Annotated in this window: 20 protein-coding genes; 11 read left to right on the top strand and 9 right to left on the bottom strand. The window is 60.5% G+C overall.

Going from position 1 to position 25,589, the window contains the following annotated elements:
- The first annotated feature begins 236 nt into the window (after positions 1-236).
- Both QMX86_RS19440 and QMX86_RS19435 read left to right on the top strand, forming a co-directional pair.
- Positions 237-2,405, top strand: coding sequence for a TonB-dependent siderophore receptor (locus QMX86_RS19440; RefSeq protein WP_282385124.1), 2,169 nt, complete (start codon positions 237-239; stop codon positions 2,403-2,405).
- 127 nt (positions 2,406-2,532) lie between these two features.
- A complete protein-coding gene (locus tag QMX86_RS19435) occupies positions 2,533-3,726 on the top strand; it encodes a GAF domain-containing sensor histidine kinase (protein WP_282385126.1) in 1,194 nt (397 codons plus the stop codon).
- 8 nt (positions 3,727-3,734) lie between these two features.
- Here the strand turns inward: QMX86_RS19435 and QMX86_RS19430 are convergent, their stop codons facing one another.
- Positions 3,735-4,667, bottom strand: coding sequence for an AraC family transcriptional regulator (locus tag QMX86_RS19430; RefSeq protein ID WP_041478660.1), 933 nt, complete (start codon positions 4,665-4,667; stop codon positions 3,735-3,737).
- Positions 4,668-5,208: 541 nt separating this feature from the next.
- Here QMX86_RS19430 and QMX86_RS19425 point away from each other — a divergent pair.
- The 4 genes from QMX86_RS19425 to QMX86_RS19410 all read left to right on the top strand — a co-directional run bounded on the left by QMX86_RS19425 (position 5,209) and on the right by QMX86_RS19410 (position 9,131).
- Complete coding sequence (locus QMX86_RS19425) at positions 5,209-6,558, top strand: MFS transporter (protein WP_056785134.1); 1,350 nt, start codon at positions 5,209-5,211, stop codon at positions 6,556-6,558.
- 99 nt (positions 6,559-6,657) lie between these two features.
- Positions 6,658-7,350 carry a fumarylacetoacetate hydrolase family protein gene (locus tag QMX86_RS19420; RefSeq protein ID WP_282385128.1) on the top strand — a complete coding sequence of 231 codons (693 nt, stop codon included), beginning with the start codon at positions 6,658-6,660 and terminating at the stop codon, positions 7,348-7,350.
- Between the two features lie 34 nt (positions 7,351-7,384).
- The gene (locus QMX86_RS19415) at positions 7,385-8,143 is read left to right on the top strand and encodes an SDR family oxidoreductase (protein ID WP_282385130.1); all 759 of its coding nucleotides are present in this window, start codon (positions 7,385-7,387) and stop codon (positions 8,141-8,143) included.
- Positions 8,144-8,174: 31 nt separating this feature from the next.
- Entirely contained in the window at positions 8,175-9,131 is a 957-nt protein-coding gene (locus QMX86_RS19410; RefSeq protein WP_282385132.1) for a 2-hydroxyacid dehydrogenase, read from the top strand.
- Between the two features lie 874 nt (positions 9,132-10,005).
- Here the strand turns inward: QMX86_RS19410 and QMX86_RS19405 are convergent.
- Both QMX86_RS19405 and QMX86_RS19400 read right to left on the bottom strand, forming a co-directional pair.
- Complete coding sequence (locus QMX86_RS19405) at positions 10,006-10,347, bottom strand: hypothetical protein (RefSeq protein WP_071172017.1); 342 nt, start codon at positions 10,345-10,347, stop codon at positions 10,006-10,008.
- An 86-nt stretch (positions 10,348-10,433) separates the two neighbouring features.
- Positions 10,434-11,075, bottom strand: coding sequence for a class II glutamine amidotransferase (locus tag QMX86_RS19400; protein WP_051600691.1), 642 nt, complete (start codon positions 11,073-11,075; stop codon positions 10,434-10,436).
- A 167-nt stretch (positions 11,076-11,242) separates the two neighbouring features.
- Here QMX86_RS19400 and QMX86_RS19395 point away from each other — a divergent pair, with 167 nt between their 5' ends.
- The 3 genes from QMX86_RS19395 to QMX86_RS19385 all read left to right on the top strand — a co-directional run bounded on the left by QMX86_RS19395 (position 11,243) and on the right by QMX86_RS19385 (position 13,278).
- Positions 11,243-11,491, top strand: a complete 249-nt coding sequence (locus QMX86_RS19395; protein ID WP_122699173.1) for a hypothetical protein — start codon at positions 11,243-11,245, stop codon at positions 11,489-11,491.
- Between the two features lie 105 nt (positions 11,492-11,596).
- Positions 11,597-12,754, top strand: coding sequence for a GGDEF domain-containing protein (locus tag QMX86_RS19390; protein ID WP_282385134.1), 1,158 nt, complete (start codon positions 11,597-11,599; stop codon positions 12,752-12,754).
- Positions 12,755-12,762: 8 nt separating this feature from the next.
- Positions 12,763-13,278, top strand: a complete 516-nt coding sequence (locus tag QMX86_RS19385) for a PaaI family thioesterase (RefSeq protein WP_282385136.1) — start codon at positions 12,763-12,765, stop codon at positions 13,276-13,278.
- A gap of 297 nt (positions 13,279-13,575) precedes the next feature.
- On the opposite strand, the gene QMX86_RS19380 is transcribed toward QMX86_RS19385, so the two are convergent.
- On the bottom strand, positions 13,576-15,780 hold the full coding sequence (locus QMX86_RS19380; RefSeq protein ID WP_110599287.1) for an OsmC domain/YcaO domain-containing protein: 2,205 nt from the start codon (positions 15,778-15,780) through the stop codon (positions 13,576-13,578).
- A 220-nt stretch (positions 15,781-16,000) separates the two neighbouring features.
- Here QMX86_RS19380 and QMX86_RS19375 point away from each other — a divergent pair, with 220 nt between their 5' ends.
- Positions 16,001-18,610 carry an EAL domain-containing protein gene (locus QMX86_RS19375; protein ID WP_282385139.1) on the top strand — a complete coding sequence of 870 codons (2,610 nt, stop codon included), beginning with the start codon at positions 16,001-16,003 and terminating at the stop codon, positions 18,608-18,610.
- Between the two features lie 3 nt (positions 18,611-18,613).
- Here QMX86_RS19375 and cydB read toward each other — a convergent pair whose 3' ends face one another.
- The 5 genes from cydB to ppk2 all read right to left on the bottom strand — a co-directional run bounded on the left by cydB (position 18,614) and on the right by ppk2 (position 23,157).
- On the bottom strand, positions 18,614-19,615 hold the full coding sequence (gene cydB / locus QMX86_RS19370) for a cytochrome d ubiquinol oxidase subunit II (RefSeq protein WP_282385142.1): 1,002 nt from the start codon (positions 19,613-19,615) through the stop codon (positions 18,614-18,616).
- A gap of 12 nt (positions 19,616-19,627) precedes the next feature.
- Positions 19,628-21,001, bottom strand: coding sequence for a cytochrome ubiquinol oxidase subunit I (locus tag QMX86_RS19365; protein ID WP_282385144.1), 1,374 nt, complete (start codon positions 20,999-21,001; stop codon positions 19,628-19,630).
- Between the two features lie 3 nt (positions 21,002-21,004).
- Entirely contained in the window at positions 21,005-21,394 is a 390-nt protein-coding gene (locus tag QMX86_RS19360; protein WP_282385146.1) for a VOC family protein, read from the bottom strand.
- A gap of 23 nt (positions 21,395-21,417) precedes the next feature.
- On the bottom strand, positions 21,418-21,633 hold the full coding sequence (locus QMX86_RS19355) for a hypothetical protein (RefSeq protein WP_130928185.1): 216 nt from the start codon (positions 21,631-21,633) through the stop codon (positions 21,418-21,420).
- A 708-nt stretch (positions 21,634-22,341) separates the two neighbouring features.
- The gene (gene ppk2, locus QMX86_RS19350; RefSeq protein WP_282387694.1) at positions 22,342-23,157 is read right to left on the bottom strand and encodes a polyphosphate kinase 2; all 816 of its coding nucleotides are present in this window, start codon (positions 23,155-23,157) and stop codon (positions 22,342-22,344) included.
- Between the two features lie 190 nt (positions 23,158-23,347).
- Here ppk2 and QMX86_RS19345 point away from each other — a divergent pair, with 190 nt between their 5' ends.
- Positions 23,348-25,474, top strand: coding sequence for a TonB-dependent receptor (locus QMX86_RS19345; protein ID WP_282387692.1), 2,127 nt, complete (start codon positions 23,348-23,350; stop codon positions 25,472-25,474).
- Positions 25,475-25,589 lie beyond the last annotated feature (115 nt).

Raw genomic sequence — 25,589 nt, 5'->3', positions numbered from 1 at the left:
CCGGCTCGCGAAAGCGGATTATCAGACAACGCATCTGTTGAATGACACACCGCCTTCGCGAGCAGGCTCGCTCCCACATTTGCGTCAGAAGGCCATCGAATCCAATTGTGAAAAAATCATTAACTAACTGACTCGTACGGGTTTATTCCCCCGGAAACTTCCGACATACTAATGCGAATAATTCTTACATGCACTCGCATTCGTTTCGTTTGGGTAAATCTTGGGGAAGCAGATAGATGTCGTTTCACACCATTCACCGCCGCTCGAACCTTTCACCTAACCTCCTCGCAATCGCCATCGGCATGGCCAGCATCGCTCCTGCGTTGGCTGAAGAAACCGCAGCCACTGCGCCCACCAATGGCCCGCTGGAACTGCAAGCGACCGAAATCGGCGCCACGCAGATGAGCAGCACCACCGAAGACACGCAGTCCTACACCACCGGCCCGATGCAGACCGCGACCAAGCTGTCGCTGACCATGCGCGAAACGCCGCAGGCGGTGACGGTGATCACTCGTCAGCGCATGGACGACCAGAACATGACCAGCGTCAACGACGTGGTGCGGGGCACGCCGGGGCTGTTTCTCAGCGAGGCCAGCGGCCCGGGGCGGCAGACTTACAAGGCGCGCGGTTTCGACATCGACAACATCATGTACGACGGCCTGCCCAGCTCGTATTCGCCGTACACCCTGGCGGTGCAACCGAACCTGGCGATGTTCGACCGGGTGGAAATCGTCCGTGGCGCAACCGGCCTGGTCACCGGTGCCGGCAACCCGTCGGCGGCGATCAACATGGTGCGCAAGCGTCCGACCGCCGATCAGCGCGTGACCCTCACCGGCGCCGCCGGCAGCTGGGATGACTACCGTGGCGAAGTCGACGCCTCCAGCCCGCTGAACGACAGCGGCACCCTGCGTGGCCGGGTGGTGACGTCGTATCAGGGCGCCGACAGTTTTCGCGACAAGGAAGAAAACGATCACGGCCTGTTCTACGCCATCGGTGAAGCCGACCTGAGCGACAGCACCACGGCGACCCTCGGTTTTTCCCGACAGAACGATCAGACCAACTATTTCTGGGGCGGCCTGCCGATCGGCGAAGACGGCCACCACCTTGATCTGCCCCGCTCCACCTATCCCGGTACCGATTGGGAGAACCGCAAGCTGCAAGTCGACACCGTATTCGGTGAAGTCGAACACCGTTTCGACAACGACTGGAAACTGCATGTTGGCGGTTCCACTTCGACAACCGAGGGCGAATTCTCCGGCACGTATTTGTCGCGCTACGACGGCCCGCTGGAAACCACCGCCTATCAATCGCACCACACCGACAAGCAACGCGCCTTCGATGGTTTCGCCAGCGGCCCGTTCGAAGCGTTCGGCCGTACCCACGAGTTGGTAGTCGGCGCCAGCAACCGCGTGTACGACGCCACCACCAAGGAATACTCGCCCTACGACACCGGCCTGCCGATCGCCGCGCCAAAACCTGACTTCGTGCGTAGCGGCAAATCGCGCAACGTCACCACTCAGGACGCGGTTTACCTGACCACGCGCTTGAGCCTGGCCGACCCGCTGACGTTGATTCTCGGCAGTCGTCTGGACTGGTATGACTACGACGATCGCAGCGCCGACGGCGACTTCAAAGTCACCCGCAACCTGACCCGTTACGCCGGCCTGATCTACAAACTCGACGACCATCACTCGGTCTACGCCAGCTACACCGATATCTTCACCCCGCAAACCCAGAAGGACCTCGGCGGCAAAGTGCTTGAGCCGATCGTCGGTGAAAACTACGAAGTCGGTATCAAGGGCGAATATTTCGACGGCGCGCTGAACGGCAGCGTGGCGGTGTTCCAGATGGACCAGACCAACCGCGCCACCCAAGCGGCGACCCAGCTCGGCTGCCCGGAGCTGACCTGCTACGAAACCTCTGGCAAGGTTCGCGCCCAAGGCGTGGACATGGAACTGCAAGGTGCGCTGACCGAGCAATGGCAAGTCGGCGCCGGCTACACCTACACCCGCGCCCACTACATCAAGGACGAAAACCCGGCCAACAATAACCAGAAATTCGACACCGACATGCCCGAGCACCTGTTCAAGGTCTCCACCGTGTATCGTTTCAAAGGCCCGCTGGAAAAACTGCGCGTGGGCGGCAACGTCTACTGGCAGAGCCGCATGTACAACGACATCGCTCTGGCCAACGGCGGCAGCTATCGCCTCGAACAGGGCGGCTACGCGGTCACCGACCTGATGGCCGGTTACGAGGTTAACAAGCACCTCGACCTGCAGGTCAACGCCAACAACATTTTCGACCGCAAGTACTATTCCTCCATCGGCACCGACGTGACCTGGGGCTCGACCGATAACTACGGCACCCCGCGCAGCTACATGATGACGGCCAAGTACAAGTTCTGAGGCGATAGCGCTCAGCAAGCACCACACAGAGCGCCGAGAGTTTTCCCGGCGCCCTTTTTTGCAGGTTCATTAGGCAAGGCCGGCAATTACCGATAGTCTCTGGCGACACTTTCGCGAAGCACCGGCCATGCCCCAGACAGATTTCTCCTCCGACCTCCAGGCCATCGGCAGCATTGACGCTGTGCCGGTGATCCTGAGCATGGTCAAGCACATCACCGGTATGCGCTTCGCCGCCGTAGCGCGGGTCACCGAGAGCAAGTGGATCGCCTGCGCCGTGGATGATTCGATTGACTTCGGCCTGTTGCCCGGCGGCGAACTGGTGCTGGAATCGACGATTTGTCATGAGATCCGTCAGCACCATCAGCCAGTGATCTTCGGCCATGCCAGCCAGCACCCGCTGTTCTCCACGCATCACACGCCGAAAACCTACGGTCTGGAAAGCTACATTTCCATTCCGATCATCAAGGCCGATGGCGAGTTCTTCGGCACGCTGTGCGCCATTGATTCGGTGCCGGCGAACCTCGACGACCCGGCCATCGAAAAGACCCTCACCCTCTTCGCCCAACTGATTGCGATGAGCCTGGATACCCAAGGCCATTTGCACGCGACCAAAACCGCGCTGGCCAATGCCAACGAAATGGGCCGTCTGCGCGAGCAGTTCATCGCCGTACTGGGCCATGACTTGCGCACGCCACTCAGTGCCATCCGCATGAGTGCAGATCTGCTGGAAAGCAAAGTCGAGGACAAGCGCTCGCGCACGCTACTGTCGGCGATTCGCACCAGCTCGGTACGCATGGGCGTGCTGATCGAAAACATCCTCGACTTCGCCCGGGGTCGGCTCGGCGGTGGCATCCCGGTGCAGCGCAAACTGGTCGATGACTTGCAGCAAACGCTGCGCCAGACCCTTGAAGAAATCCAGGTGGCGTACCCGCAGGCGAAGTTTATTGATTCGCTGGAGGTGCCGGCCGGGGTCTATTGCGACCCGCTGCGCATCAGCCAGTTGTTGTCGAATCTGCTGGGCAACGCGGTGACCCACGGTTCCACGGCCGAACCGATCGTGCTCAAAGCCTTTGCCGAGGGCGACGAAATCGTTATTTCGTTGACCAATCAGGGCACGCCAATCCCGCCTGCGCTGATGCCGCTGCTGTTCGAACCGTTTTCCCGTTCCGAAGCAGGCCAGCGTCATGAAGGGTTGGGACTGGGCTTGTACATCGCCGGGCAGATTGCCAATGCGCACAACGGCACCTTGAGCGTGACATCTGACCGTGAAACGGGCACCTGTTTTGTCGCGCGCTTCCCTGCCCGCTTCAAGTGGGTCTGAGCGCCGCTCTAAGTATTCAGTGGCGTCTGCGGCGTGTCCGGGTTGAGCTGGCGGCGGCGGAACTGCCCCGGTGGCTGGCCATGAATCTGGCGAAACCGCCGGGAGAAATAGGCCTCATCGGCGAACCCGCACAACCGCGCCACCTCGCCCACCGAGCGCGTGCTGTTGAGCAGGAAATTGCGCGCCGCGTGCATGCGCCGCTCCAGCACCAGCTCGGTGAAGGTCTTGCCGATCTCCTTGCGCAGCCAGTGCGTCAGGTAGGTCGGTGACAGATAGGTCGCAGCAGCGACTTTGATCAGGTTGAGATCAGGATCGGCGATGTTCTTCCGCAAATATTCGAACATGCGGCTCAAAGCGTCGCGACGGCTGTTTTCGGCGGCGTTCTCTTCTGCCAAGCGCTTGAGCGGCTCGGCGTAAAGAAAACATACGCTGCCAATCATCTGCAGCAACAAGCCCTTGAGCATTTCCCGGGTGCCGAACTGACGGTTCTCATCAAGGCTGCGCATCTGCTCGATCAGGCCGCAGACCTGAGCGAAATCCTCATCGCCCAAAATGAAATCCAGATGCTCCTGAAAGCGGAACGGCGACAGTTCAGGCGCGAGCAGGATCGACACCTCTTCCAGATCCATCGGGTCGCATTGCAGGTGCGGCAAGAGAAACGTCTGGGAAAAATTGATGACGATGAAATTGCTGTCTGCGGGATGCGGAATCACATGCACGCGGTGCGGCAGGATGAACGCCAGAGTGTTGCGCGGGAACGGCCGCTGCACGCTGCCGATGTGCTGCACGGTGTCGCCACCGAGGTTGATCTGGATTTGAAAATACTCATGCCGGTGAGGCGCGGTTTCGGCGCGCCGACCCTTTTTGTCGCGAATGTAGAAATCGGTCAATTCGCTGCGTTGCTGCATGACGTAAGTCGGGATACGGCTGGGTGAAGACATGGGCAGAAGGTCCTCCGGGCAGTGAGGTAGCGCCTGTCATCTTGCAGGGTTGGGCGGTGGGCGGCAATGAGTCATACGATGACATTGGTTTTTTTGAAAGAAACCTCGCGATGAGCCTGTCCAAAAAGCGCATTAGCTTAAGAACAGTGATAGTCGTTATTTTTCAGTTGGTTGCGATTTAAATCTGATCTTTATTCTCAAGACAAATCGTATTTATCTTTTTGGACACGTTCGCCAAATCCACTTTTTTCAAGAAAAAACGTTCTAACCCATCGGTTGATTTAGAACCGTTGTACGACCACTGTAATGACCAACGCAGCCCAACCTCTTTCAAAAACAATCAAAGGTGCGCACGTCATGATCCTGCTATTTCCCCTCGCCGCCCCGCCCGACCTCCCCTTGAAATCAGTCGCAGAAAGACGTTCCTGAACGTCTGAAAACCGCGCTGCAACCCGTTCGATTGCCTTGCCCCACACGTTGCGGGCAACGGCATCGGCTGCTCGAAAAATCTCGACTCTTCTAACAATAACGAGGTCTCCGCATGTCCAACTCCCATTCTTCCAGTGCCACGGTGCCGCCGGTGATCGCCGGTGCACGCGATGCCGTTTCGGCGCAGCGTCTGCCTACGCGGCGGCGCTGGTTCATGCTGTCGCTGCTGCTGATCGCGACGATCATCAATTACATCGACCGGGTGAACATCTCGATCGCCGCGCCGTTCATGGCCAAGGACCTGGGCCTGGACAAGATCGAGATGGGCCTGATCTTTTCCGCGTTCGCCTGGACCTATGCCTTGGCGCTGGTGCCGGCCGGCTTCATCGCTGATCGATTTGGCTCGCGCTTCACCTACGGCGTATCGCTGATCAGTTGGTCGACCGTCACCGTTTGCCAAGGTTTCGCCACGGGATTTGCCTCGCTGTTCGGCCTGCGCCTGGCGGTCGGCGCCATGGAAGCCCCGGCTTTCCCGGCCAACAGCCGCGCGGTGACGGTGTGGTTCCCGGCGCGGGAACGCGGGATGGCCAGCAGCATTTACGTGTGCGGTCAGTACCTCGGCACGGCGCTGTTCACCGGCGCGCTGCTGTGGCTGGCGACCACTTTTGACTGGCGCCACGTGTTTTACAGCACCGGCGCACTCGGCATCGTCTTCGGTGTGCTGTGGCTGTACCTGTATCGCGATCCGCTGAACTGCAAGAAAGTCAGCCAGGAAGAATTGAAGTACATCGAAACCGGCGGCGGTCTGGTCAAGAGCAGCCAGGAGCGCACCCGCTTCAACTGGCGGCAGATTGCCGAGCTGTTCAGCTATCGGCAGATCTGGGCGATCTGCATCGGCAAGTTCGCCAGCACCTCGGCGCTGTACTTCTTCCTCACCTGGTTCCCGACCTACCTGATCGAAGAACGCAAACTGACCATGATCAAGGCCGGGATCTTCGCCGTGCTGCCCTTCGTCGGTGCCACGGTGGGGATTCTGCTGGCCGGCATCGTTTCCGACCTGCTGATCCGTCGCGGCTACTCGATGTCGTTTGCGCGCAAGTTGCCGCTGGTGGTCGGTTCGATGCTGGGCATGTCGATCGTGCTGGTGAATTTCACTGACTCCAACCTGATCTGCATCGCCGTGTTGACCATCGCCTTCTTCGCCCAAGGCATCGCGTCCTCGTCGTGGGCGGCGGTATCGGAAGTGGCGCCGAAAGAGCTGATCGGTCTCACCGGCGGCATTACCAGCCTGGCGGCGAACATCGGCGGCATCGTCACGCCGATCGTGATCGGCGCCATCGTCCACGCCACCGGCACCTTCGCCTATGCCTTCTGGTTTATTGGCGGCGTCGCGCTGATCGGCACCCTCTCCTATTCGTTACTGCTCGGACGCCTGTATCGCATCGAGCTGAAGGTGCGCTGAGGCGAAATACCCGGATTTGTCCAAACGCAGGCGGCTTTCGTCCAACTTCGCCGACGCCAGCCGCCGTACGCTGCCCTTTCAAACAGGATGACCCGCAGGATGAACATGACCGAATACGTCTTTACCCCGGATCTGCCCGTGACCTTGCCGGTGCTCGGCACCGAGCAGCGCTTCCCCGTCGGCCGGGTGTTCTGTGTCGGCCGCAACTACCCATGGCCGGACTCTCAAGGCCAGTCGCGCCAGCCGCCAGTGTTTTTCATGAAACCGGCAAGCTGCGTGGTCGATGCCGTCGGCGACGTCGCCTTCCCCTCAGTGTGCGAGGACTTCGTTCACGAAATCGAACTGGTCGTCGCCATCGGTGAAGGCGGCGCGAATATCCCTGAAGATCAGGCTCTGGCCTACGTGTGGGGCTACGCCGCCGGCCTCGACCTGACCCGCCGCGATGTGCAACGCGCAGCCAAGAGCAACGGCTTGCCGTGGGAAGGCGCCAAGGTGTTCGACGGTGCCGCGCCGATGACTGCCGTCGTCCCGGTGAGCCGCAGCGGCCATCCCGAGGGCGAATTGTGGCTGAACGTCAACGGCGAAGAACGCCAGCGCGACAATCTCGACAGCCAGATCTGGTCGGTCAGTGAAGTCATCGCCCGCATCTCGCAATCCGTGGCCCTGCGCGCTGGCGACCTGATCATGACCGGCAGCCCCGCCGGCGTTGACAGCCTGCAACCGGGCGATGTGATCAACGCCGGCATCGACGGCATCGGCCACCTGGAAATGCGCGTCGGCCCACGGCCCTGATTCCAGCGGATTGAGAAAAAAGGAGAACAACACTATGACGACCCCTTTGAAAGTCGCGCTGGTGACCGGCGCCGGCAGTGGCATCGGCCGCGCCGTGGCGCTGGGCCTGATGGCCGACGGCTTCACCCTCGTGCTCGCCGGACGCCGGCCCGAGCCCTTGCAAGCGTTGGCCGAACTGGCGCAGAGCCAGGGTTATCAAGCCTTGGCGGTGCCCACCGACGTGCGTGATCCGGCCAGTGTCGACGTGCTGTTCGCGACCATTGCCGAGGTCTACGGGCGCCTCGATGTGGTCTTCAACAACGCCGGCGTCAATGCCCCAGCCGTGCCGCTGGATGAACTGACCTTCGAGCAGTGGCGCAACGTGATCGACACCAACCTCAACGGTGTCTTTCTGTGCGCTCGCGGCGCGTTCGGGCTGATGCGCAAACAACAGCCGCAGGGCGGACGAATCATCAACAACGGTTCGATTTCCGCACACACGCCGCGCCCGTTCAGCAGCGCCTACACCGCGAGCAAACACGCCGTGCTCGGCCTGACCAAATCCCTGGCGCTGGACGGCCGCGAATTCAACATCGCCTGCAGCCAGATCGACATCGGCAATGCCCTGACGGAAATGTCGGTGCGCATGACCAAAGGCGTGCGCCAGGCCAATGGCAGCATCGCCGTCGAGCCGATGGTCGACGTCAAACACGTCGGCGATGCAGTGCGCTACATCGCCGGCCTGCCGCTGTCAGCCAACGTCCTGAACATGACCGTCATGGCCAGCGCCATGCCGTTTGCCGGCCGCGGTTGAGCCGGCCTTTTTATTGCGTAACGAGGTAGCCATGAAGCCAGAAATCCTGCAACTGAGCCCGATCCTGATCCCGGAAATCAACGCGCGTCTGGACGAACTGTTCACCGTACGCCGCTACTACCAGCAAGCGGACAAACCCGCCTACATAAACGAACACGGGGCCAACATCCGTGGCGTGATCACCGGCGGCCACACCGGCATCAGCCAGGCGCTGATGGGGCAACTGCCGAACCTGGAAGTCGTCGCGGTCAACGGCGTCGGCACCGACGCCGTCGATCTGGCCTACGCCCGCGATCGCGGCATCCGCGTCACCGCCACCATCGGCGCCCTCACCGAAGACGTCGCCGACCTCGCCATCGGCCTGCTCATCTCGGTCTGTCGCGGCCTGTGCACCAGCGACCGCTACGTGCGCTCCGGCCAATGGCCGCAAAGCCCGACCCCACTCGCGCCACTGCCCCTGGCACGACAAGTCTCCGGCATGCGCATCGGCATCGTCGGCATGGGCCGCGTCGGCCGCGCCATCGCCACCCGCGCCGCCGCCTTCGGCTGCCCGATCAGCTACACCGACCTGCAACCGATGAGCGACGTCCCCCACACCTTCGTCGCCGACCTCAAACAACTGGCCCGCGACAGCGACGCCCTGATCCTCGCCGCCGCGGCGGACAAGGGCGAAGCGATCATCGACGCGCCAGTGCTGCAAGCGCTGGGCAAGGACGGTTACCTGGTCAACGTCGCCCGGGGCAAACTGGTGAACGAAGCGGATCTGGTTGCCGCGCTTTCGGCTGGGGAAATTGCCGGGGCGGGGCTGGATGTGTTTGTCGATGAACCGAATGTGCCGGAAGCGTTGTTTGGTAATGAACAGGTGGTGCTGCAACCGCATCGGGCCAGCGCAACATTGCAGACTCGCACGCGGATGGGGGAAATGGTGGTGGCGAGTCTGGTTGATACGTTTGCGGGGAAAGTGCCGGTTGGGTGTGTGACGGGGTGAATGGTTGTTTGGGATAGGCTGCAGATTGCGTTGAATCAGTGAAACCCAGCCCCCTCACCCCAGCCCTCTCCCCCTAGGGGGCGAGGGGGAAAGGGAGCCGATCTTCGTTGAATTCAAGAACGAGCTCGACGCAGAGTCTCAGGTCGGCGCATCTTCAACAAACACCTCGACCAAGTCCCCTCTCCTTCTGGGAGAGGGTTAGGGTGAGGGCCGTCCCTGGAGAAACCGGATCGCAAGACAAAACAACACTCCCCAATCATCATCGTGTTGCCTGATACACAGCCATCGCGAGCAGGCTCACTCCTACAGTTTTGATCGGATGCATTCAGTGAGAAAACGGTCGGCTGTCAGGCCGCCTTCGCGAGCAAGCTCGCTCCCACAGAAAAGCAAAAAGCAAAAGCAATCCGCCTCCTGCTTTCACCACTCAATACAATGAGCGCAAGCTCGAGTGGCTCTTGATCCTGGAGCCCGTCGGCAGGCTGAGCGGAGGGATTGATCCGGGCGTGGGAGCGCAGCGACCGTACGACGCAGTCGTACACAGCGGAAGGAGGTGCAGCGAAGCAAACCGTAGCCGCTGCGCCCGGATCAGTCCCGGAGCGAAGGTACCCCGAGCCCCAGCGAGCGGGCCGAACGTCAGGGCGCAGCCTTTTGGTTACTTTTTGGCGTTTGAAAAAGTGACCCGCTGTAAGAGCGGAACCGTAATCGGCCACACCCGCAGAAACGGATATACACCCAAAACCCGAAGAGCATGGTCGGCCCAAAGGCCGCCAAGAACACAAAAAAAACCCCACAACCGAAAACCAGTGTGGGGCGAAAAAATTGGTTGGTTGCGGCCAACCAAAGGAGCTCTGTCAAAACCCGTCAAGCGCTCAGATCAAATACACTCCTGAGCCGCCCGTTCAAAACTCGAAGGCAACAAATTCGACGCCAGCAAATGCCGCTCATAAATGAACACCTTGCCGCCCTTCCCCGCCTTGTACGCCTCCAGCACGTTATCCGCCGACACCTTGCTCGGCACCACAATCCGATAACTGCGCTGACTCTGCGAAACCGTCGGATTCAACGCACTGCCCTGCAACTTCGGCACCACGCAATCGGCGTATTGCGCCGGCGTCTTGCTGGTCTGCAAGGTCAGGGTCGGATCGTTCGGCGCCGAAGCGCAACCGGCGAGCAACAGGGAAACAAAAGCCATGGCTGGCACGAATAAAGGACGCATGGAGTAAATCCTGAAAAATAAAGGTTCGGTTCAACCGGCAACGGTTCGACTTCACGGCGCCGCCGTTGCCATTTACGTTTTAAGAATCAGCTCGACGCCACCAGGGCCTTGAGCGACACATCGAATTGCTTCAGCGCATTGAGTTGCAGGTCACGCTGCTGATTGATCTGCGCGGCGATTTGCGGCGCCGCCTGGTTGTGCACCCAGACCGAAGGCAACTCTTGCTCGATCGCCCCCTCGGCCTTGCCGATGTACTGCAGATCGGCGTCGTAGAACCGTGCAGAGAAGCGCGCCTCGACCAAACTGTTACGCTGAGTCAGCAAGCGGTTGAAGGTGTCGAGCTTGACCACCACGTCCGGATGGGCCTGAACCAGCGCATCGAGGTTGTCGTAGACGGTCACCGAGACGAACTGCTGTTGCAGCGAACTCACCAGCCAGTCGAGGGCCAGTTCCGGGTCGGAGCTGCCGACAAAGGCGTCGCGGATTCGCGAGTCCAGTGCGTCTTTCGCGCCGTTGAGCGCCATGTCGTGGTAGCGCTCCAGGTATTGCAGGTTCTGCAAGGTGTTTTCGCTCAACAACACACCCACGGTCTGCGTGTGCTGCAACGCCGAGGCGCTGGCAGCGATGGGTTGCAGGTGACACGACCGGGCGTCGTCTGCGTAAGCCGGTGCGGTAACTACCCCGCCCATCAGCAGGGCGATCATTGCCAGTCGAGTCAGAATGTTCATCGCGCAATTTCCTTGAGCTGCGTCTTCGATGGAGGCGATTTTCCGCCGATCGCCGGCAAAGCAGAACTTGCGTTTCTTGATGGTCACTATTACTTCCAGCAATAGTTGCGCGTCGCGCAGACTGATGCACACTGGATACATCCAAGAAAAATGATGAGGGTCTCGCCTTGAGAACGTTTGATCTGATCCGTGACGCCGTGCTGCCCGAATATCGCGACCGCGTAGCCGAATACCTGATGCAGTACGAAAGCGTCCTGCTGGACAAAAACAGCCGCGATGCGCAAGTGATCCGCGACACTGCCCAGCAACTGCGCGGTTATCTGCGCGGGCTCAACACCACGCGGGTGCTGGGCATGGCCTATTGGGAAGAGCTCGATCGCCGCGTGGTAGACACCTGGCTAAGCCCGCAAGAGTGACCGCTGGAGCGCCAGTGGTCTGCCCGGCAACGCGCCCCCTGCGAAAAACCTGACCAAACGCTTACAATCGCAGGCCTATTGCCATACAGACAGGCCTGCCCGGAAATGCCGCTCGACCCGCCAACGATGCTGACCATCACGATCGCCCTCGCAGCCGCTGCCGCGCTGTACCTGGCGGTCGAGTGGCGCAGCATCCGTGAGCCTTCGCTACTGTTCTGGAGCGCCGGTTTCGCCACCATCACCATCGGTTCCACCCTCGCTCTGCTGCGCAGCAGCGGTTTTCTGCTGCTGGGCATCTGGTTCGCCAACGGCTTGCTGGTGACCGCGCACTTCTTTTTCCTCCTCGGCGTGGCGCGCTTCACCCAGACCCGACTGTCGCCGGTGTGGTACCTGGTTTTCGCGACGTGGCTGATCATGTTGATGTTGCCGGACGGCCCGCTGTGGTCCAAGGCCATGCTGGTGGCCAATTCGCTGCTGGTGGCGATCCCGACACTCAAGGCCAGTTCGCTGTTGCGTCCACACGGCAAGTCGTTGAGCGTTGGCGCGGTGCAATTGCGCTATGTGCTGCTCGGCCACGGCATCTTTTATGTGGCCAAGGCCCTGACCGTGGTGATCCCCGGCACGCTGATCGATCTGGCGGCGTTTCGCGGCGAGATCATTCAGATCTCGCTGGTCGAAGGCGCGATGGCGATCATGTTGATCGCCCTGTCGATGACCGGCACCGAGCGTTATCGCCGGGAAAAACAGATTGCCCGCCTCGCCGAGCGCGATCCACTCACGGCCCTCTACAACCGCCGTGCCCTGGAAAAACGCACGCCCCGCCTGTTGGCCGGTGTCTCCGCGCAAAGACCGGGTGCGCTGCTGTTGATCGATATCGACAACTTCAAACTGGTCAACGACCAGTACGGGCATATCGCCGGTGATCGCTTGCTGATTGCTCTGAGCGAGATGATCCGCGCCCAGCTGCCGCCCCATGCGCTGACGGCGCGGCTGGGTGGCGACGAGTTTCTGATGCTGCTCAACAATGCCTCAGCCGAAGCTATCCTTGAACTGGGCAACGCCTTGCGCGAACAGTTTCTGGCCTTGGCGTCGCACACCTATCCCACGTCCGCTGCGGTGACTTTGAGCATCGGCGCCACCCTGTTCGACAAACCGCCGGCCAGTCTCGCGGCGCTGATCGAACTTGGCGACGCCGCGCTCTACGAGTCCAAACGCGGCGGACGCAACCGCTTGCGCCTGTCCGGCCTCGCCACTCCAGGATGACCCCAGCCATGTCCAGCCACGCCACCCCGCTGCAAGACCTCGCCGCCCCCGAAGGCGTTTGTTACGGCTGCGGCGGCCGCAATCCGCAAGGCCTGCACGTGAAAAGTCGGTGGGATGAGGACGGCAGCCACGTCATCGCCGAGCATCTGCCCGAAGCGCAATATTGCGGCTGGCCGGATCTGGTTTACGGCGGGCTGATTGCCATGCTCGTCGACTGTCACTCCAACTGGACCGCCATGGCCTGGCACTACCGCGCAGAAAACCGCGAAGCCGGCAGCCTGCCGCGCATCGACTGCGTCACCGGTAACCTTGGGATCAAGTTCATCAAGCCAACGCCGATGGGCGTACCGCTGCTCTTGCGTGCACGGGTCGAAGGTGAAGTCGGGCGCAAGACCCGGGTGATTTGCGAGGTGTATGCCGGGGAAGTGCTGACGGCAGTGGGTGATTCGGTGTTTGTGCGGGTGGATACGGGGCAGTTGGCAAACGCCGCGCATGGCCGCGAAAGCCAAAGCCCCTCACCCTAGCCCTCTCCCAAAGGGAGAGGGAACTGACCGAGGTGCTTGGTGCAGATACGCCGACCTGGGAAACCGAGCCGAACCCAAATCTTGAAAAAACCCTCACCCTAGCCCTCTCCCAGAGGGAGAGGGGATTGACCGAGGTGTCTGGTGGAAATAGGCCGACCTGGGAAACCGAGTCGAACACAAATTCTGAAAAGCTTGAAAATCGGCTCCCTCTCCCTCGGGAGAGGGCTGGGGTGAGGGGCTGCGGTTCAAGCCACGCAGCCACACTCAAGCCGAAAGCGAAACGTTCTGAGCAGCTTTTTAACGCGACAAAGCCGCCACACCCGCCCGCGCCGCATGCAGCTTTTTATAGCTTTCGATCAAGCGCAAATGCCGATCCAGCCCTTCCAGCTTCATGCTCGTTGGCGTCAAACCGTAAAAACGCACACTGCCATTCACCGAACCAATCGCCGCATCCATACGCTCGTCACCAAACATCCGGCGGAAGTTAGCCTCGTAATCCTCAAGCTCAAGGTCTTCATCCAGCTCCATCTCCAGCACCACATTCACAGCCTGATAGAACAAGCCACGCTCAACGGTGTTGTCGTTGTATTGCAGGAACGCCTCAACCAGATCCTTGGCCTCGTCAAACTTCTGCAGGGCGAGGTAGATCAGCAGACGCAGTTCCAGAATCGTCAACTTGCCCCACGGTGTGTTGTCATCGAACTCGATGCCGATCAGCGTGGTGATATCGGTGTAGTCGTCCTGCTCGCTGCGTTCCAGGCCCTGGACCAGATTGCGCAGGCCAACCTTACTGAGGTTGTGCAGATTGAGGATGTCGGCGCGGAATTGCAGGGCTTTGTTGGTGTTGTCCCAGATCAGGTCTTCGATCGGGTAGATCTCCGAGTAATCCGGCACGAGGATGCGGCAGGCCTTGGCGCCGATGTGCTCGTAGACCGCCATGTAGACTTCCTTGCCCATGTCTTCGAGGATGCCGAACAGGGTCGCGGCTTCTTCGGCATTGGAGTTTTCGCCTTGGCCTGAGAAGTCCCATTCGACGAATTCGAAGTCTGGCTTGGCACTGAAGAAGCGCCACGACACCACACCGCTGGAATCGATGAAGTGCTCGACGAAGTTGTTCGGTTCGGTCACTGCCTGCCCCGAGAACGTCGGCTGCGGCAAGTCGTTGAGGCCTTCGAAGCTGCGGCCCTGGAGCAGTTCGGTCAGGCTGCGTTCCAGCGCGACTTCCAGGCTCGGGTGCGCGCCGAAGGAAGCGAAGACGCCGCCAGTGCGCGGGTTCATCAGGGTCACGCACATCACCGGGAATTCACCGCCCAGCGAGGCGTCCTTGACCAGCACCGGGAAGCCCTGCTCTTCCAGGCCCTTGATGCCGGCGAGGATGCTCGGGTATTTCTCCAGGACCTCTTGCGGTACGTCCGGCAGGGCCATTTCGCCTTCGAGGATTTCGCGTTTGACTGCGCGCTCGAAAATTTCCGACAGGCACTGCACCTGCGCTTCGGCCAAGGTGTTGCCGGCGCTCATGCCGTTGCTCAGGTAGAGGTTTTCGATCAGGTTGGACGGGAAGTACACCACTTCACCGTCCGACTGGCGCACGAACGGCAGCGAGCAGATGCCGCGCTGGGTGTTGCCGGAGTTGGTGTCGTACAGGTGCGAGCCACGCAGTTCGCCGTCGCGGTTGTAAATGCCGAGGGTGTAGTCGTCGAGAATCTCGCTTGGCAATTCGTCCTTCGGACCCGGCTTGAACCATTTCTCGTCCGGATAATGGACGAATTCGGCGTTGGCGATGTCTTCGCCCCAGAACTGGTCGTTATAGAAGAAGTTGCAATTGAGGCGCTCGATGAACTCGCCCAGCGCCGACGCCAGTGCGCCTTCCTTGGTCGCGCCCTTGCCGTTGGTGAAGCACATCGGCGAATGCGCGTCGCGGATGTGCAGCGACCAGACGTTGGGCACGATGTTGCGCCACGAGGCGATTTCGATCTTCATGCCGAGATCGGCAAGGATCTTCGACATGTTGGCGATGGTCTGTTCCAGCGGCAGGTCCTTGCCGGCGATGTAGGTGCCCGCCTGGGAATCGGACTGCGGCATCAACAAGGCCTGGGCATCGGCGTCGAGGTTGTCGACTTCTTCGATGATGAACTCGGGGCCGGTCTGCACCACTTTCTTCACGGTGCAACGGTCGATGGAACGGAGGATGCCCTGGCGATCCTTGTCCGAAATATCGGCGGGCAATTCGACCTGGATCTTGAAGATCTGGTTATAGCGGTTTTCCGGGTCGACGATGTTGTTCTGCGACAGGCGAATGTTCTCTGTCGGGATGTTGCGCGTGTCGCAGTACAGCTTGACGAAGTAAGCCGCGCACAAGGCCGACGACGCCAGGAAGTAGTCGAACGGCCCCGGTGCCGAGCCATCGCCCTTGTAGCGGATTGGCTGATCGGCGATCACCGTGAAGTCGTCGAACTTGGCTTCAAGTCGAAGGTTGTCGAGAAAGTTGACCTTGATTTCCATGCGGGATTACCAGAATACGGCTAAACGAATGGCGGCCATTATCCGGTTTTTGTGCGGGAAGTCTCGCCCTTTCGGGATTCGCCGCTGGCCGGCGCTGCTGGAAATTCCAACGGATTCGCTACACTTTGAAAAAATCCAGGCGATACCAATAACAACAATCTGAACATTGTGCGCTCGCCATTGTTCTAGATTCAGAAGACACCGGATCAAGGACGAGCACATGGCCGTTACTCTCCCTGCGCAGCCAATCCCCACCCCGCAACGCGCCGTGACCCGGCGCCTGGCCATCGCCGTTGGCGCACTGTTCGTTGCGGGTGTCATCGCCGCGATCAGCACCTTGCTTGGGATCGCCAATACCCTTGACGCGAAGGATCTGGAACAGAATCAGTTCTATTCCGTGCGCGCCGTGGAAAACCGCATCACCGCGTCGAAAAACTACATCACCAGTTATGCCTACTGGACCCGCGCCTATGAGGCCTTGAGCGGGCGGATCGACGTCAATTGGGCCTATACCGAACAGAACATGGGCAAGACCCTGTTCACCAGCGACGGCTACGACGGCGTGTTCGTCCTCGATCGCAATCGCACCAAGTACGCGGTGATTCGCGGGCAGATGGTTGAAACCGACGTATCCAGCGTACTGCAAGCGCCCGCCTCGGCGCTGGTCGAGCAGGTGCTGAGTCAGCCTGATCTGACCAAGCCTATCAGCAGTTATTCATTGTTCGAAGGCTGGCCGGCGCTGATCACCGCTGCCGCGATCATTCCCAATGACGAGCGCCCGCTGGATGAATTGAGAAACACCTCGGTGCTGGTGTTCGTCGACAAGCTGACCCCGACCAAACTGCGCAAGATCGGCAGCGGTTATGGCCTGACGAACCTGACCCTCGTCCCGGATGAAACCATTGAGAAAGGCCATCCAAGCGTACCCCTCGACAGCACCGGCTACAGCCTGGTTGCCGACCTGCAGCGACCCGGTCAGCAATTGCTGTGGACGCTGGTGCCACCGCTCGGCGCGACGTTTCTGGTGCTGATGCTGCTCACCGCCTATTTTTTCCGCCATGCATTGCGCTCATCGCAATACGTCGACAACAGCATTCATGCCATGCAGGCCTCGAATCAGGCACTCGAGAAAGCCAATCATGCCCTCGAAGCCAGTGAAGAACGCTTTCGCGCCGTGGCCGAAGCGGCGTCGGACTGGATCTGGGAAGTTGATGATCAGTTGGCGCTGACCTATCTGTCGGCGCGCTTCAGCGAAGTCACCGGCTACCCGCAAGCCCTGTGGCTGGGCCAGGACATCGGCGAATTACTGACTTGCGACACCACGCCACTGGAACTATGGCTGCGCAAACTCAGCGAAGAAAACAGCGCCGGCGATTTGCGCTGTACTTATCGCGATCACTCCGGGCAGCCACGCCACTGCCGGCTCTCGGCGCGGCCGATTTTCGACAAGGACAGCGTCGTCGGCTATCGCGGTACTGCCAGCGATATCACCGACGAAGTCGCCGCCCATGCGCAGATCCAGCACCTGTCGATGCACGACGCCCTGACCGGTCTGCCCAACCGCAACAAACTGGCGCGTTATCTCGACGACGTCCTGGTATTGAAGGAACACGCGCCGCCGCTGTCGCTGCTGATGATCGATCTGGACAATTTCAAACCGATCAATGATTCCCTCGGCCATCCTGCCGGTGACGCGGTACTCCAGGAAGTCGCCACGCGTCTGCGCGAATGCACCCGCGAGCACGACCTCGTCGCCCGCCTCGGTGGTGATGAATTCGTCGTGGTGCTCAATGGCATGGACAGCCATAACGAGATCGACAAATTCTGCACACGGCTGATCGGCAGCCTGCATCAGCCGATCCTCTACGAACAGCATCCGCTGCATATCGGTGCCAGCGTCGGCATCGCCCTGAGTCGCCGGCACGGTTTCGTCGCCAGCGATCTGATCCGCTACGCCGACATCGCGCTGTATCAGGCCAAGTCCGATGGTAAGAACACCTGGTGCTATTTCGAAGCGCACATGAGCGACCAGATCCAGACGCGCCGGCAAATGGAAGATGACCTGCGCCATGCGCTCAAGCACAACGAATTCGTCCTGCACTATCAGCCGCGCTACAAGGTCGACGGCAAACACATCGTTTCGGTGGAGGCGCTGGTGCGCTGGCAGCATCCGACTCAGGGCTTGCTCGGGCCGGACGTGTTCATTCCGCTGGCCGAGCAGACCGACCTGATCGTGCCGCTGGGCCGCTGGGTGTTGCGCGAAGCCTGCGAAACCGCACTGGAATGGCCCCATGACATTCTGCTGTCGGTCAACCTCTCGCCTGCGCAGTTCGCCCTCAGCGATGTTGTCGAGGATGTTCGTGAAGTGCTGGTGGATACGCGTTTCCCGGCCAGCCGTCTGGAGCTGGAGATCACCGAAAACGTGATGCTCAACGACACCGACGGCGCGCTGACCACCATGAATCAGCTCAAGGAGCTCGGCGTGCGTCTGAACATGGACGACTTCGGCACCGGCTATTCGTCGCTCGGTTATCTGCGCGCCTATCCGTTCGACGGAATCAAGATCGACAAACGCTTCATCGCCTCAATCAGCAGCGGCACCAACGACCGTGCCGTGGTGCAGGCGATCATCGGTCTGGGCAAAGCCATGGGGCTGACGGTGACGGCCGAAGGCGTCGAGACCGAGGAGCAACTGGCGATTCTCGGTAAAGATCAATGCAACGAGGTGCAGGGTTATTTCATGAGTCGGCCGATCGACAAGGCGGCTTTTGCTGATCTGCTACGGGCTTCGCGACTGTCGCTAGTGAGCAAAAAAGGTCGGGTGACGTGAATATCAGCCATCGCTGGCAACGCGGACCTTGCCGCTGAACACGCGGAAACCGAAGGTGTTGTAGGCCAGCGTGATGGGGATCAGCACGGCGAATCCGACCAGCATGAAGATCTGGCTGGTGTGGCTTGAGGCTGCTTCGCTCAAGGTCAGATCCGGCGGAATGATGAAGGGAAATAGCGCGACCAGCATCACCGCGAAAGCCAGGACGAAAACGCCCAATGCGGCGAACAACGGCACACAGTCAAAGCGCCCGCGAAAACCTTTGCTGAACACCCATCCTAGAGCGCTGACGATCAGCCCTGCCGGCAACCACAGCCGAATATCGGCGAGCCTCCGGGCATATTGCGGCTGCAACATCGCCGTCCATGCGATCAGCACCAGCAATAACGCCACAACGACCAGCGACAGCACGCGGGCCTGGCGGGCCGAATGCTGCTGCAATTCATCCAGGGTGCGCCAGTACAGCCAGCACGTCCCCAGCCAGACGTAACCGAGCACCAGCACCAAACCACAGAACACCGGGAACGGATTCAACCAGTCGCGGCCATCGCCGTGGTACTGACCGCCCTGATGCGCGACGCCTTGCACGAGGGTACCGAGCACCATTCCCTGAACAAACCCGGTCAGCAGCGAAGCCAGCGCCAACACGCCGTCGACGATGCGCTTGCGTCGCTCGTTCGGTGCGTAATCGCGAAATTCCAGCGCCATGGCCCGCGCGATCAAGGCGAGGAACATCACGATAAAAGGCACGTACAAGGCCGGCAGCAAGATCGCATACGCCAGCGGAAACAACGCCAGCAGCCCGCCGCCGCCGAGCACCAGCCAGGTTTCGTTGGCGTCCCACACCGGCAGAATCGACACCGCCATCACCCTGCGCTGCTTGCTGCAAGCCGTGAGGGCCATGAGCATGCCGACGCCCAGATCGGTGCCGTCGAGCAGCACATAGTTCATCACCGAGAACGCCAGTGCGGCAGCGCACAACAGGGTCAGCCAGTCGGTGTCCATGTCTGCGACTCCTCAGTGCCCGGTTTGGTCGGCAAGGGTGGGCTGCGGCCCGGGTTGGTCCTGCTGCGGCGGCTCGCGCAACAGGCGCAGCAACACCCACAGACCGATGCCGAAGATCAGCAGATAAAACAGCAGAATCAGCCACGTCGACCCGACGACTTGAGCCCTGGACACCGACGACAGACTGTCCGCCGTGCGCATCAATCCGTAAACCGTAAACGGCTGTCGCCCCACTTCGGTGACGACCCAGCCGCTGAGCATCGCCAGAAACCCCGCTGGTGCCAGCAGCACGCACGCGCCCAGCCAGCGCCGCGCCGTGTACAGGCGATGACGTCGGCGCAGGATCAGGCTGACCACACCCTGCCCAAGCATCAACAGCCCCAGCCCGACCATCAGCCGGAACGCGAAAAACACCGGCGCCACGGGCGGGATGTCCTCAGCCGGGAACTCATCAAGCGCGGCGATGGTGCTGGTCAGGTCATGCTGCAGATAGAGGGAGCCGATGCGTGGAATGGCCACTTCGCAATGGTTGCGGCGCTCTTGCATATCCGGCCATGCGAACAGGCGCAGTGGCTCCCCCGCGCCCTCTGGCGGGCGCGTCCATGAGCCTTCGATGGCCGCCACTTTCTGCGGCTGAGCGTGCAAACTGTGCCGGCCATGCAGATCCCCGACAACAATCTGCACCGGCATCAGCAGCGCAATCACCCACAGCGCCATGGAGAATTGCAGGCGAGCACGCGGGTTGTCCGGGGCCTTGCGCAATTGCCAGGCACTGATCCCGGCAATCAGCGTCGCGCTGCCGATGAGCACGGCAAGCAGCATATGCGCCAGACGATAGGGAAACGAAGGATTGAAGATGATTGCCCACCAGTCCTCGGCGAGGAAACGCCCGTCCGCGCCAATCGAATAGCCGGCGGGGGTCTGCATCCATGAGTTGGCGGAAAGAATCCAGAACGCGCTGATCAGCGAGCCCACCGCCACCGCACACGTGGCAAAAAAGTGCAGACGCGGACCGACCTTCTTCAGGCCAAACAGCATGATGCCGAGAAATCCCGCTTCGATGAAAAACGCCGCCATCACTTCATAGAACATCAGCGGACCGAGGACATCACCGGCCTGCACCGACAGCCGCGACCAGTTGAGGCCGAACTGATACTCCAGAATCAATCCCGACGCCGTGCCCACTGCGACATTCAGCGCAAACACTTTGAGCCAGTAGCGATAGACATCCAGATAAACCTGGCGCCCGGTCCTCAACCACAACGCTTCCAGCACCATAAGGAAATTCGCCAGACCGATGCTGAACGCCGCCAGCACGATGTGGAAACTGATCGTGATCGCAAACTGGGCGCGGGCCGCCATCAGGGCCGAATCAACAGGCTCCATCCATCAGCCGCTGTAGAACACAGCCAGCTTGTTGCCTTCAGGATCGCGCAGATAGACCACGTAGAAGTCTGGCGTATAGGCCTCGCGAGTGCCAGGCGCGCCTTCGTCGCTGCCGCCACTGTCGAGCCCGGCCTTGTGCACCTGATCGACCTTGTGCCGCGAGTCGGCGCGAAATGCCGGCATCATGCCGTTGCCGGGCGTCGCCGACTCACCATCGAACGGTTGCGAGATGTGCACACTCCCGGGCCCGTTGGACTTGTCGGCGCAATCGGGCAAGTAGAAACAGTAGTGTTCTTCACGGTCATGCCGGTAGCCAAGCGGCGTCAGGATCGCCTTGTAAAAAGCCGCCGAACGCTCGACATCGTTGGCGCCGATAAACAGATAACTGAGCATGAGACGTCCTCCGATGGCAGCTGTCAGCGCTGTGGCTGTTCCTCGTTCAGGGTAAAAATGTTGCCGGCGTCACGCACTAATTGGCGCCATTCGGCACTGGTGATCAGGCCTTGCTCCTCCATCTGATCCGCAGCCTTGAGCAGCTCGTCATACTGCTGTTCCGGATCCAGATCGCCCTCGGCCTGCTCCGCCATCCTGCGCCATGCCGCCAGTGATGCCTTCTTTTGCTGATCGAACATACGGGTATCTCCTGAGGGACTTACCCGGTAGAAAAAACAGCGCGACAGAGGTTCAGGGCAGACGACGGATGGACGGTTGATACGCAAAACCTTGTAGGAGTGAGCCTGCTCGCGATAGCGGTATATCGGTCAAATTAAATTTGAATGTTCCTCCGTCATCGCGAGCAGGCTCACTCCCACAGAAAAGCAAAATCAAAAGATCGCAGCCTTCGGCAGCTCCTACAGTTGAATCGCGTACCACCTCAAGAACAGGTCGGCTGTCAGGCCGCCTTCGCGAGCGGGCTCGCTCCCAAAAAAGCAAAGCAGCGCAGCTGCCCGCGGCGAAGCCGCCCCACTCAACAATGAGCGCAAGCTCGAGTGCTTTTGATCTTGCTTTTGATCCACCGGCGACGTCGGAAGGCTGAGTGGAGGGATTGATCCGGGCGTGGGAGCGCAGCGACCGTTCGACGAAGTCGAACACAGCGGAAGGAGGTGCAGCGAAGCAAACCGTAGCCGCTGCGCCCGGATCAGTCCCGTAGCGAAGGAACCCGAGCCTGCGAGGGCCGAACGTAGGAGCAAAGCGTTTTGGTTACTTTTGGGCGTCTGCAAAAGTGACCCGCTGTAAGAGCGGAACCGCCAGCCGCAACACCCGAAAAAACGGATATACACCCAAAACCCCAAGAGCCTGGTCGGCCCAAAGGCCGCCAAGCCCAAAAAAACCCGCAAATGTCAAAACCGCTCTGCCACCCGCTTGTACGCATAATCCGGCTCCCGATACTTGCCCGGCTTCTGCCGTTTCGGCAACTCGACCTTGTCGCGCTTCACCTCTTCATAGGGGATGCGACTGAGCAGATCAGTGATGATGTTCAGCCGTGCACGACGTTTGTCGTTGGAGTCGGCAACCCTCCACGGCGCCCAATCGGTATCGGTATGCTTGAACATCTCGTCCCGCGCCCGTGAGTAGTCATACCAGCGACTGTAGGATTTCAGATCCATTGGTGTCAGTTTCCAGGTCTTGCGCCCGTCATTGATTCGCGCTTCGAGCCGGCGGGTCTGTTCCTCTGGACTGACCTCAAGCCAGTACTTGAGCAGGATCACCCCCGAATCGACGATGGCGTTCTCCACCCAAGGGATCGACTTGAGAAACTTGTCGGCCTGTTCTTCCGTGCAAAAGCCCATGACCCGTTCGACGCCGGCGCGGTTGTACCAACTGCGGTCGAAAATCACCACCTCACCGCCTGCCGGCAGATGCGGCAGGTAGCGCTGCACATGCATCTGGCTCTTTTCGCGATCGGTTGGCGCCGGCAGTGCCATCACCCGGAAAACCCGTGGGCTGACGCGTTCGGTGATCGCCTTGATCACCCCGCCCTTGCCTGCACCGTCGCGCCCTTCGAAAACAATACACACCTTGACACCTTTGGCGATGACCCACTCCTGCAGCTTGACCAATTCAATGTGCAGCTTGCGCAGCTGTTCCAGATAGTCCTTGTTTTTCAAGCGTGGACGTTTGATTGCCCTTGCAGGTTTCTTCTTGTCTTTCGCCATGAACCTGTCCTCGCGCTTCAACAGCCCGCTGAATTTGTTTATTGACCCGATGGCCCTGATCCGTGAGGTTAGTTCACGCCCGGTTGTTTGCCATCGCCGGGCAAAAAAGCCCTGTCGCCATGTGTTTCCTGGGTTTGTTCCGACGTCGCACTGTTCATTGCCCGATCCCCTGTTTGCTGGAGTTTTTTCGATGCCGTCGCCCAAATCATTGCCCACTGCCCTGCTCGGTCTGGCCCTGGCCTGCCCGGTGATGGCCGAGACCCAAGGTCTGCAGCTGGGGCAAGTGCTGATTTCGGCAGATCAGCGCAGTGGCAGCGATGCAGCGGTCGAAGAAGCGCGGGAACGCCTTGAGCAGGTTCCCGGCGGCACCAACGTGGTCGACATGCGCCAGCCGATTCAGGGCCGCATTGCCAGCAATCAGGATGTGCTGGCCTATCAGCCGGGGGTGTATGCACAGTCGGCGGGCAACGAAGGCGTGAAGATTTCCATCCGTGGTTCAGGCATCAACCGCGCACCCGGCGCCCACGCCTCGGGGCTCTACACGATGCTGGATGGCTTGCCCCTCACCGGCCCCGGCGGCACGCCGTATGAATTGCTCGAGCCGTTGTGGGTCGACCATGTCGAAGTGCTGCGCGGCGCCAATGGCTTCGATCGCGGCGCGCTGGCGCTGGGCGGCGCTATCGATTACGTCAGCCACACCGGTTACACCGCGCCGAAACTGCAAGTGCGCTACGCCACCGGCAGCCATGGCTATCAGCAGCGCCAGGTCAGCTCCGGGCAAGTGCTGGGGGATTTCGATTACTACGTGTCGCTGACCGATGCCAACGCCGACGGCTATCAGGACCACACCGCCAGCGAGAGCAAAGGCCTGATCGCCAACTTCGGCTATCGCTTCAACCCGAATCTGGAAACCCGCTTCTATTTCCGCTATCGCGAAACCGACAACGACCTCGCCGGTCGCGTGACCAAGCATTCCATCGAACACAGCCCACGGGCAGCCAACCCGGCGTATGTGGCCCGCGATGACAGCCGCAAGCAGCCCGGCAGTACCTTCATCGGCAACAAGACCACGTTCTACCTCGACGACGATTCGAGCATCCAGACCGGCCTCGTCTACCACGACTACCCAATGGATCTGCGCGAAGGCCCGAACCGGCTGAAGGTGGCTTATACCGACGTCAGCGGCACCTTCGACTACAAGCGCCGCGACACCCTGTTCGGCATGGAAAGCCGCAGCAACGTCGGCCTGCGCGTGACCAAGCACCTGCCCAACGACGGCGCCAGCGAGTTCGTGCGCATCCCGAGTGGCAACACCGCCAGCTATGCCCCTGGCACGCGGATGCGCAACTTCACTTATCAGGGTTCGGACACCGTCCTGCATTTCGGCAATGACCTGGAAATTGCCGACGACCTCTGGCTGACCACCGGCCTCGCCGCCATCTACACCCGCCGCGAAAGCGCCGTGACCTATCCGCAGGGCGGCGGCAAAACCAGTCTCAGCGACTGGGACTATGCACCGCGCATCGGCCTGCGCTACCAGATCACCCCGGACGTGCAAGTGTTCGGCAACCTCAGCCGCTCCGTCGAAGCACCGCACCCGTGGTCGCTGATCTACAGCTCCAACGTGCGCTTCCCTGCTGGCAATGGCGCCGCCACCGGCACCCAGCGCGACCCGGTCGAACTGCAAAACCAGACTGCAACCACTCTGGAAATCGGTGGCCGGGGCGACAGCAAACTGGGCGAATGGAGCCTGGCCTGGTACTACGCGCAAGTTCGTCACGAACTGCTCTCGGTACTGCCGGACGCCAACGCCGTCACGCCCTACGAACTCAATGCCAGCCCGACCGTGCACCAGGGCATCGAGGCCAGCCTCAACAGCAAACTCTGGACCGCCGCCGACGGCCGCCAGTTGAGCTTGCGCCAGGCCTACACCTTCAGCGACTTCCACTACCGCGACGACGAACGCTTCGGCGACAACCGCCTGCCGGGCCTGCCAATGCATTATTACCAGGGCGAACTGCGTTACGACTGGCCGCAGGGCTTCTTCGCCGCCGTGAACACGCAACTAGTCTCCAAAGTTGCCGTGGACTACGCCAACAGCTACTACGCCGATCCCTACGCCCTGTTTGGCGCAACGCTGGGCTACAACGCCCCGAAGGGCGACTGGCAAGGTTGGGTCGACATGCGCAACCTGACCGGCAAGCGTTATGCGGCAACGGTCACGCCGGGGTATGACGACAAAGGTCTGGATGCTGCGCGGTCGACTCCGGGTGAAGGGATGGGGGTTTATGTTGGGGTTTCGTGGAGTTTGCTATAAGACCCAACGCGAAATTCAAATGTGGGAGCGAGCCTGCTCGCGAAAGCGGTGTATCAGCCGTGAGTTATTTCAACTGACACGACGCCTTCGCGAGCAGGCTCGCTCCCACAGTTGG

This window comes from Pseudomonas sp. PS01270 (genome assembly GCF_029959775.1).
Taxonomy (GTDB): domain Bacteria; phylum Pseudomonadota; class Gammaproteobacteria; order Pseudomonadales; family Pseudomonadaceae; genus Aquipseudomonas; species Aquipseudomonas atacamensis.
Note: the sequence above shows the minus strand (reverse complement) of the source record. Positions and strands in the feature narration are given on the sequence as shown.